Annotated in this window: 9 protein-coding genes; 8 read left to right on the forward strand and 1 reads right to left on the reverse strand. The window is 32.3% G+C overall.

Annotated features, from left to right (window positions below; translation table 11 throughout):
* Nucleotide 1: 1 nt before the first annotated feature.
* The 8 genes from arsB (at nucleotide 2) to arsA (ending at nucleotide 6,179) form a co-directional block, all read left to right on the forward strand.
* Nucleotides 2–1,036 carry an ACR3 family arsenite efflux transporter gene (gene arsB, locus CF599_RS14585; protein WP_121966736.1) on the forward strand — a complete coding sequence of 345 codons (1,035 nt, stop codon included), beginning with the start codon at nucleotides 2–4 and terminating at the stop codon, nucleotides 1,034–1,036.
* Between the two features lie 12 nt (nucleotides 1,037–1,048).
* Nucleotides 1,049–2,137 carry an ArsO family NAD(P)H-dependent flavin-containing monooxygenase gene (locus tag CF599_RS14590; RefSeq protein ID WP_121966737.1) on the forward strand — a complete coding sequence of 363 codons (1,089 nt, stop codon included), beginning with the start codon at nucleotides 1,049–1,051 and terminating at the stop codon, nucleotides 2,135–2,137.
* Nucleotides 2,138–2,200: 63 nt separating this feature from the next.
* On the forward strand, nucleotides 2,201–2,521 hold the full coding sequence (locus CF599_RS14595; protein ID WP_058699355.1) for a helix-turn-helix transcriptional regulator: 321 nt from the start codon (nucleotides 2,201–2,203) through the stop codon (nucleotides 2,519–2,521).
* 92 nt (nucleotides 2,522–2,613) lie between these two features.
* The gene (locus tag CF599_RS14600; protein ID WP_121966738.1) at nucleotides 2,614–3,075 is read left to right on the forward strand and encodes a nitrophenyl compound nitroreductase subunit ArsF family protein; all 462 of its coding nucleotides are present in this window, start codon (nucleotides 2,614–2,616) and stop codon (nucleotides 3,073–3,075) included.
* 6 nt (nucleotides 3,076–3,081) lie between these two features.
* A complete protein-coding gene (locus CF599_RS14605) occupies nucleotides 3,082–3,780 on the forward strand; it encodes an aromatic aminobenezylarsenical efflux permease ArsG family transporter (protein WP_121966739.1) in 699 nt (232 codons plus the stop codon).
* A gap of 10 nt (nucleotides 3,781–3,790) precedes the next feature.
* Entirely contained in the window at nucleotides 3,791–4,033 is a 243-nt protein-coding gene (locus CF599_RS14610) for a thioredoxin family protein (protein WP_006266572.1), read from the forward strand.
* Entirely contained in the window at nucleotides 4,030–4,362 is a 333-nt protein-coding gene (gene arsD, locus CF599_RS14615; protein WP_006266573.1) for an arsenite efflux transporter metallochaperone ArsD, read from the forward strand. Before CF599_RS14610 ends, arsD begins: the two co-directional genes overlap by 4 nt.
* Nucleotides 4,363–4,448: 86 nt before the next feature.
* Nucleotides 4,449–6,179, forward strand: a complete 1,731-nt coding sequence (gene arsA / locus CF599_RS14620) for an arsenical pump-driving ATPase (protein ID WP_121966740.1) — start codon at nucleotides 4,449–4,451, stop codon at nucleotides 6,177–6,179.
* Between the two features lie 254 nt (nucleotides 6,180–6,433).
* Here the strand turns inward: arsA and CF599_RS14625 are convergent, their stop codons facing one another.
* Nucleotides 6,434–7,963: a SulP family inorganic anion transporter gene (locus tag CF599_RS14625; RefSeq protein WP_006266575.1), complete on the reverse strand. Its 1,530-nt coding sequence runs from the start codon at nucleotides 7,961–7,963 to the stop codon at nucleotides 6,434–6,436.
* Between the last annotated feature and the right edge of the window lie 365 nt (nucleotides 7,964–8,328).

An 8,328-nucleotide genomic window follows, 5' to 3' on the forward strand; every position in this document is an offset into this window, starting at 1 on the left:
TATGCAAGTTAGAATGAAATTTTTAGATCGATACCTGACTCTTTGGATTTTCTTGGCTATGGGAATTGGTGTTTTGATAGGTAATGTATTCCCAAGTGTTTCTAATGTGATGGATAAACTGTCTATTGGAACGACCAATATTCCATTGGCTATAGGGCTAATCATCATGATGTATCCTCCACTGGCTAAGGTTGATTATAATCTATTGCCCATGGCTTTTAAGGATAAGAAAGTCTTAAGCTTATCTCTTTTCTTAAACTGGATTGTAGGACCTGTTTTAATGTTTGTTCTTGCTATTATTTTCATGCGTGATGAGCCTGATTACATGGTAGGGTTGATCCTTATTGGTTTAGCAAGATGTATTGCAATGGTGATTGTATGGAATGATTTAGCAAAGGGTAATAGAGAATATGCAGCCTTACTGATTGCATTAAATAGTGTTTTTCAAGTACTGTTTTATAGCTTCTTTGTTTGGCTTTTTATCAACGTATTACCTTCTTATTTTGGATTTGCTGATTATGCTATTTCAATTAAGATGAGCGATGTTGTACAAAGTGTGCTTATTTATTTAGGAATTCCATTTTTGGCAGGTTTTTTAAGTCATAAGTACCTAATTAAACTAAAAGGAGAAGATTGGTTTAAGCGTAAGTTTATCCCTTTTATATCACCCTTTACTTTATATGCTTTACTGTTTACCATTGTGCTTATGTTTAGCTTAAAAGGAGAACAAATTGTTCAGTTACCTATGCAGGTAGTTAAGGTTGCTATTCCACTTGTTATCTATTTTGTATTGATGTTCTTTGTTAGTTTCTTTTTAAATAAATCCATGCAGGTAGACTATGATAAAAATGCGGCTATTTCTTTTACTGCAGCAGGCAATAATTTTGAACTGGCTATCGCTGTTGCTATTGCCGTATTTGGAATTCACTCGCCCCAAGCTTTTGTAGGAGTTATCGGACCTTTAGCTGAAGTTCCTGTACTGATTCTACTTGTACGAGTAAGTTTATGGATGAAAAAGAAGTATTATTCAAAGTAAAATATAGCCTTTATGGAAAGTTTTGTAAATGATAATAAAGTTGATCAAAATGAGTATGATTTAATCCTTATTGGTGGTGGTCAAAGTGCTTTGGCTTGTGGGTTTTATTTAAGAAGAACACAAATAAAGTATTTGATTTTAGACCAGCAAGCTCAACCAGGAGGAGCTTGGATTCACGGATGGGATTCCTTGTCTTTGTTTTCTCCTGCTGAGTTTAGCTCTTTACCAGGCTTTATGTTTCCTAAATCAGAAAACTATTACCCTGTTCGAGACGAGGTTATTTCCTACATGGATGATTATCAGTCTAAATATGAACTCCCTGTAAAAAGATCTGTTCAGGTTATAGCAGTTTTAAAACAGGAGGGAGGATTTACTTTAAAAACTTCGATTGGCGATTTTAAAGCAAAAGCAGTAATATCTGCTACAGGAACATGGGCGAGTCCTTTTGTTCCTGTCTTTAAAGGTTTAAATCAGTTTAGAAATGAACAATTACATTCTGCCTATTATAAAAATGCTTTAGATTTTATAGGAAAAAAAGTATTGGTGATTGGTGGAGGTAATTCTGGAGCTCAAATATTAGCAGAAGTTTCAAAGTATACGGCTGTTACTTGGTCAACAATAGGAGTACCAGCTTTTTTGCCTGACGATGTTGATGGTAGAGTTCTTTTCGATGTGGCAACGCAAAAATATAATGAGCAAAAGGCGGGCAATGATCAGGTACAAGCAAAATATAATGTAAGAAGTATTGTTATGGTTCCCCCTGTTGTGGATGCTAGAGCTAGAGGTGTTTTAAATAGCAAAGGAGAGATTGAACGTTTTACAGAAACTAGTGTTGTCTGGAAAAGTGGAGAAGAAGAAAATTTTGATGTTGTTATTTGGTGCACAGGATTTAAACCTGCATTAAAACATTTAGAACCTTTGGGGATACTTCAACCAGATGGCAGAGTGAATACCAATGGTAACAGCAAAGTTGAAGGAATTAATGGTTTGTGGCTTGTAGGGTATGGTGATTGGACTGGTTTTGCTTCTGCAACATTGATTGGAGTTGGTAGGTCTGCTAGGAGTACAGTGGAAGAAGTTGTAGATTTTTTAAAGTTGTAAGAACAACTTTAGATAAATTGTTCGTATATTTACGAACATATTAATTTGATAAAGGATAAGGGTATGTTGAAAAGAGACTTAACAGAAAAACAAGTAGAGATAGCAAGAATAACGAAGGCTTTATCTCATCCTATACGAGTAGCTATTTTAGAGATGCTTGCTTCTCAGGAATGTTGTTTTCATGGAGATATGTCAGAGGTATTACCTGTAGCAAAAAGTACATTGTCTCAACATTTAAAAGAATTAAGAGAGGCTGGCTTGATTCAAGGAACGATTAATTTACCTACAGTAAAGTATTGTATTAATAAAGAGAATTGGCAAATTGCTAAGCAACTATTAAACGAATTTTTTGAGGATATTAAAAAGCCTTCTGAGTGCTCATAAAAAAATTTACCTTTAATGTTCGTAGTTTTACGAATTACGAACATTAAGAATTAGTAAAAATAAAAATTTAAATAACATCAAAATTACTATTTATGAAAACAACCTTTTTAAGCCTTATTTGTGTATTAGCTTTAGTTACTAGTTCATGTTCAAACAATAAAAAAACACAAGAACAAGATGCCTTAGTTGAGTCGAGCTTGGAAGTATTAGATCAAGAGCAACTCTTACAGGAAAAATCGGATAATACAATGGTCTATGTTTATTATTTCCATGGAAAGCAACGTTGTAAAACTTGTTTAGCAGTTGGAGATTTAACTAAGAAAACTGTAGAAGGGGCTTTTGCTAGTAATGAGTTAGTGAAGTTTATTGAAGTCGATACAAGTGAAAAGCAGTATAGTGATTTAATAGAGAAGTATGAAGTGACTTGGAATGCACTTATTATTGCCAAAGGCGATGATTCAATTAATCTAACAGAAGATGCTTTTGCAACAGCGCTAACAACACCAAAGGTATTAGAAGAGCTTATAGTTGAACAAGTTAATAAAAAACTTTAATGTTAGATGGAATTACTACAACAATTAGTAGACAGTTCTGATATTCCAATAGTAACTGCGTTTTTGTTGGGACTGATGACAGCTATTAGTCCTTGTCCTTTGGCGACTAATATCACAGTCACAGCTTATTTAAGTAAAGATATTACAGTTAAGCGTAAAGTATTATTTAATGGACTGTTTTACACCTTAGGTCGTGCATTTACTTATACTGTATTAGGTGTTATTTTCTATTTTGGAGCAAGTAAGTTTCAAGTAGCAAAACTATTGCAAAATGTAAGTGGTGTTTATTTGGGGATTGGATTAATCCTTATCGGTATTTTAATGCTTGATATTATTAAATTAAATATACCAGGAGTAGAATCACTAAGTCAGAAGGTAAATCAAAAGAACTTTAAGAAGAATTACTTCAATGCTTTTTTACTTGGTGTTTTATTTGCTTTAGCGTTTTGTCCTTACAGTGGAGTATTGTTTTTTGGAGTGATGATTCCTTTAATTATGGCGAGTGCTTCAGGATTATTATTAGCACCAGTTTTTGCTTTAGCAACGGGGTTACCTGTAATCATCATAGCTTTTTTACTTGCTTACAGTATATCTAATGTAGGGCATTTTTACAATAAGATGAAGAGTTTTGAAATATGGTTCAGACGTATTATATCTGCTGTTTTTATTGTTGTAGGTGTTTATTATATATATGTGAATTTATAAAAAAATAGATATGGAAATAATAGTTTTAGGTACAGGTTGTGCCAAGTGTAAGGTAACTTTAGAAACCGTAGAATCTGTAGTAAAAGAAGTAGGTTCTGATATCAAAGTTACAAAGCAGGATGATATTATAGAGATTGTAAAATATAACATTATGTCTTTACCTGCTTTGGTTATTAATGGAGAAGTTACTGTTAAGGGGTATGTTCCATCAAAAGAAGAAGTAAAAGAATTAATTAAAAAACATCAGATATGAAAAATGAAGTAAAGATTTACGATCCAGCTTTATGTTGTCCAACAGGGCTTTGTGGGGTTAATATTGATCCTGAATTAATGCGTATTGCTGTTGTAATAGAAAGCTTAAAGAAAAAAGGCATTTTAATTGAGCGGTTTAATTTACGTGACAATCCTCAAGTTTATGTAGATACTAAAGTAGTTAATGACTTTATCCAAAAAGAGTCTATCGATAATTTTCCTATTACTACCTTAAATGGAGTAATTGTTCTTACCAAATCATATCCAAGTAATAAGCAAATTTCAGAATGGCTTGAAGTGTCAGAATCTGATTTGATTGTTACAAAATAATCTAACCCAATTTTCAATTTCAGTTTAGTTCGGCATACCTAATTGTATGTCGAACAGGAATTGTATTGAATAAAAAAATAGTAGTTATGAGTAATTTTAAACTATATAATCCCTCTAATGAAGGATTTACAAAATATATTTTCTTTACAGGTAAAGGAGGAGTAGGAAAAACATCAATTGCATGTGCTACTTCCTTAAACTTGGCAGACAGTGGGAAAAATGTATTACTTATTAGTACAGACCCTGCATCAAATTTGCAGGATGTATTTGATATACCTTTGAGCAATAAAGTGACTAAGTTAAAAGATATTCCCACTCTTTCTATTTTGAATTTAAACCCAGAGCAAGCAGCTTTAGAATATAAAGAATCCATAATAGGACCTTATCGAGGAAAGTTACCAGAGGCTGTTTTATTTAATATGGAAGAGCAACTATCAGGATCATGTACAGTGGAGATTGCTGCTTTCAATGAATTTGCAGATGTAATTACAAATAAAGAGAAACACGATTTATATGACCATATTGTGTTTGATACAGCACCAACTGGGCATACGCTTCGAATGTTACAACTACCAGCAGCATGGAATACCTTTATTGATGAAAATACAACAGGTGTTTCTTGTCTTGGGCAATTGTCGGGATTAGGTGATCGTAAAGTAGTATATGAGCAGGCAGTGAAAACATTGAGTGATAAAAATAATACAACTTTATTTTTGGTGAGTCGTCCAGATGAAACACCATTAAAAGAAGTTGAGCGTTCATATAAGGAGTTACTTGATTTAGATATACAATCTCAGCGTTTAATTATCAATGAAGTGCTAGAGAATTTTGATCAGAATGATTCTATTTCAAGTAAGTTGTATAAACGCCAGCAAAATGCTTTAGAAAATAGAACTAAAAAGCTTCTTGATATTCCAACCTATTATGTTCCATTAAGATCGTATAATATGACTGGAATTGATAATATTAGAAATATGCTTATTTCTAATACAAGTGCAATTTTGACTGAAAATAGCTTAGACAAAAACGAGTTACAAGATATTGATGTATTGATAGAAGACCTTTTTATATCTAAGAAAAAAGTGGTTTTCACGATGGGTAAAGGAGGTGTAGGGAAAACAACAATAGCTGCTCGAATCGCTAGAGGACTGGTTAAAAAAGGAGTTAAGGTTCACCTAAGTACAACAGATCCAGCCAATCACTTAGAGTATGTAAATACAAAGGTAGAAGGGCTTACTGTTAGTCATATTGATGAGAAGAAGGTGTTAGAAGCCTATAAGGAGAAAGTTTTAGCTAAGGCAAGACTAACTATGGGAAACAGTGATTTAAGTTATATTGAGGAAGATTTACGCTCTCCTTGTACACAGGAAATAGCTGTTTTTGACGCTTTTGCTGAGATTGTAGCTATAGCAGATCATGAAGTAATTGTTATCGATACAGCACCAACAGGTCATACTTTATTGTTATTAGATTCAACTCAAAGTTATCACAAAGAAGTAGAGCGTACACAAGGAGATATTAGCGAGGCTGTTCAGAATTTATTACCACGTTTAAGAAATGAACAAGAAACAGAAGTAGTTATTGTTACGTTACCAGAAACAACACCTGTATTTGAAGCACAACGCTTACAAGAAGATCTTGCAAGAGCAGGTATACACAATAAATGGTGGGTAATAAACTCAAGTTTATATCTCACAGATACAACAAGTACTTTTTTAAAAGATAAAGCAAAAACGGAAGTACAATGGATTAATAAAGTCAATGAACTTTCTAAAGGTAATTTTGTTGTAATACCTTGGATGGAAAAGGTTGAATAAAGAAGTACTTTTTAAAAACATCACACTGAATTAGAATGATATACTAATTTAAGTGTGATGCTTTTGTTGGTCTCAGATTATAATTAAAACTATACGTTAAAGTAAATTTAGTTTCCAAAACCTTTTGGGATTTATAGCCTTGTGTAACAGAAAATAAAACTCAATAAGGAAAGTTTAGTTATATTCTTTTAAATTTAACTATTTGGCTTGTATTTGTTTTTTATACATGAGATATAGTATGCTCTAGTAAAATATTAGGAATTGTATTGCTTATAGTCTGTATCGAGGATACTTATATCAACAACTCCTTGTGCATTTTTGATTAATCTTCTACAGGATAAACTTAAATGTTTTAAATGAACTTGTTTATTAGCTTTAGCATATTTTTCAGTAAGTTTATTAATTGTTTCTATTGCAGACATATCTGTAATTCGACTTTCCTTGAAATCAATAATAATCTGATCAGGATCATTCTCTATATCAAATTTTTCAAGAAATATTGTAGTTGAACCAAAAAATAAAGGTCCATATATTTCATAATGTTTTATTCCATTTTTATCGATATATTTTCTAGCTCTTATTCGTTTAGCGCTTTCCCACGCAAAAACAAGAGCAGAAACAATAACTCCTATTAATACAGCTAATGCTAAATTATGCAATATAACTGTTATACTCGCTACTAGGATAATAACAAAGATATCGTGGCGAGGCATTTTATTTATTATTTTAAAACTAGCCCATTCAAAAGTTCCAATGGCTACCATCATCATTACTCCAACTAATGCAGCCATAGGTATTTGCTCAATTACAGGACCTGCAACTAAAATTATTAATAGTATAGAACATGCTCCTACAAGAGCAGAGAGTCTTGTTCTTCCCCCAGCACCTATATTTACTAGGGATTGTGCAACCATAGCACAACCTCCCATACCACCAAAAAATCCATTCGTAATATTAGCAATACCTTGGGCAGTTGCTTCTCTATTTGAATGTCCTCTTGTATTCGTAATTTCATCAACCATATTAAGTGTAAGTAAACTCTCAATAAGCCCAACTCCTGCCATAACAATAGAGTAAGGGAATATGATTTTTAAAGTTTCAAAGGTAAAGGGAATATTTGGAATATGGAAAGTAGGTAAGGAGCCTCCTACAGAGGCAATATCAATTACTTTTTTAGTATCAATATTAAAAAAGTAAACAAGTGCAAAAACAACAATAATAGCTGCAAGAGAAGATGGTATTACTTTTGTTACTTTAGGAAGTAAAATTACTATTGTAATTGTAAGTAAAGTTAATCCAATCATAAGATATAAGGCTGAACCTTCTAACCAATTTTCAACTCCATTTGTAGTAATTTTAAATTGAACAATTTGTGACATAAAAATGATAATTGCTAATCCATTTAAAAATCCATACATTACTGAGGAAGGAATTAACCGAATGTATTTACCGAGTTTTAATACTCCCACAAGTAGTTGTAAAAGTCCTGCTAATACAACAGCAGCAAAGAGGTATTCTGTTCCATAACTAGCTGCAAGAGCAATAAGTACTACAACAGTTGCTCCAGCTCCTCCTGAGACCATACCAGGCCTTCCTCCTAATATTGCTGTTACAAGTCCCATTAAAAAAGCAGCATATAAACCTGTCAATGGTGATAGACCTGCTAGTATAGCAAAAGATAAGGATTCAGGTATCATAGTCATAGATACCGCTAAACCAGCCAATATCTCATTTTTGTAATTGATTGGTTGACTAAAATCAAATAAATTGATTAGTTGCTTCATAGAAAAAAAATTAAATAAGTATGACGCTTTGTAATTTTAATTACAAGCAATAATAGATATGATATATGTACTTTTATAAGTATATATAAGATAAGTCCATGACAAAAGTGCCAAAGGAAATAATTGGATAAAAAAAACTATTAGCCTAAGATCAAGGCGGAGTAATTTGAGAAGATATTTTTACTGTTTTTTTCATAAGTTACAAAGTTATTGCTTTTTTATTGTATTCTGAAGACTTTTTTAATTTTTATTGGTCGCAGACTATAGTTAAAACTATGCACTTTAGTGCATTTAGCTTTCAGCTTCTAAAAATGTTTACCTTTGATATATGGAATATCAAGGCACAAATGGACACAGTGTCTCTC

The sequence above is a fragment of the Myroides sp. N17-2 genome (genome assembly GCF_002286775.1).
Taxonomy (GTDB): domain Bacteria; phylum Bacteroidota; class Bacteroidia; order Flavobacteriales; family Flavobacteriaceae; genus Flavobacterium.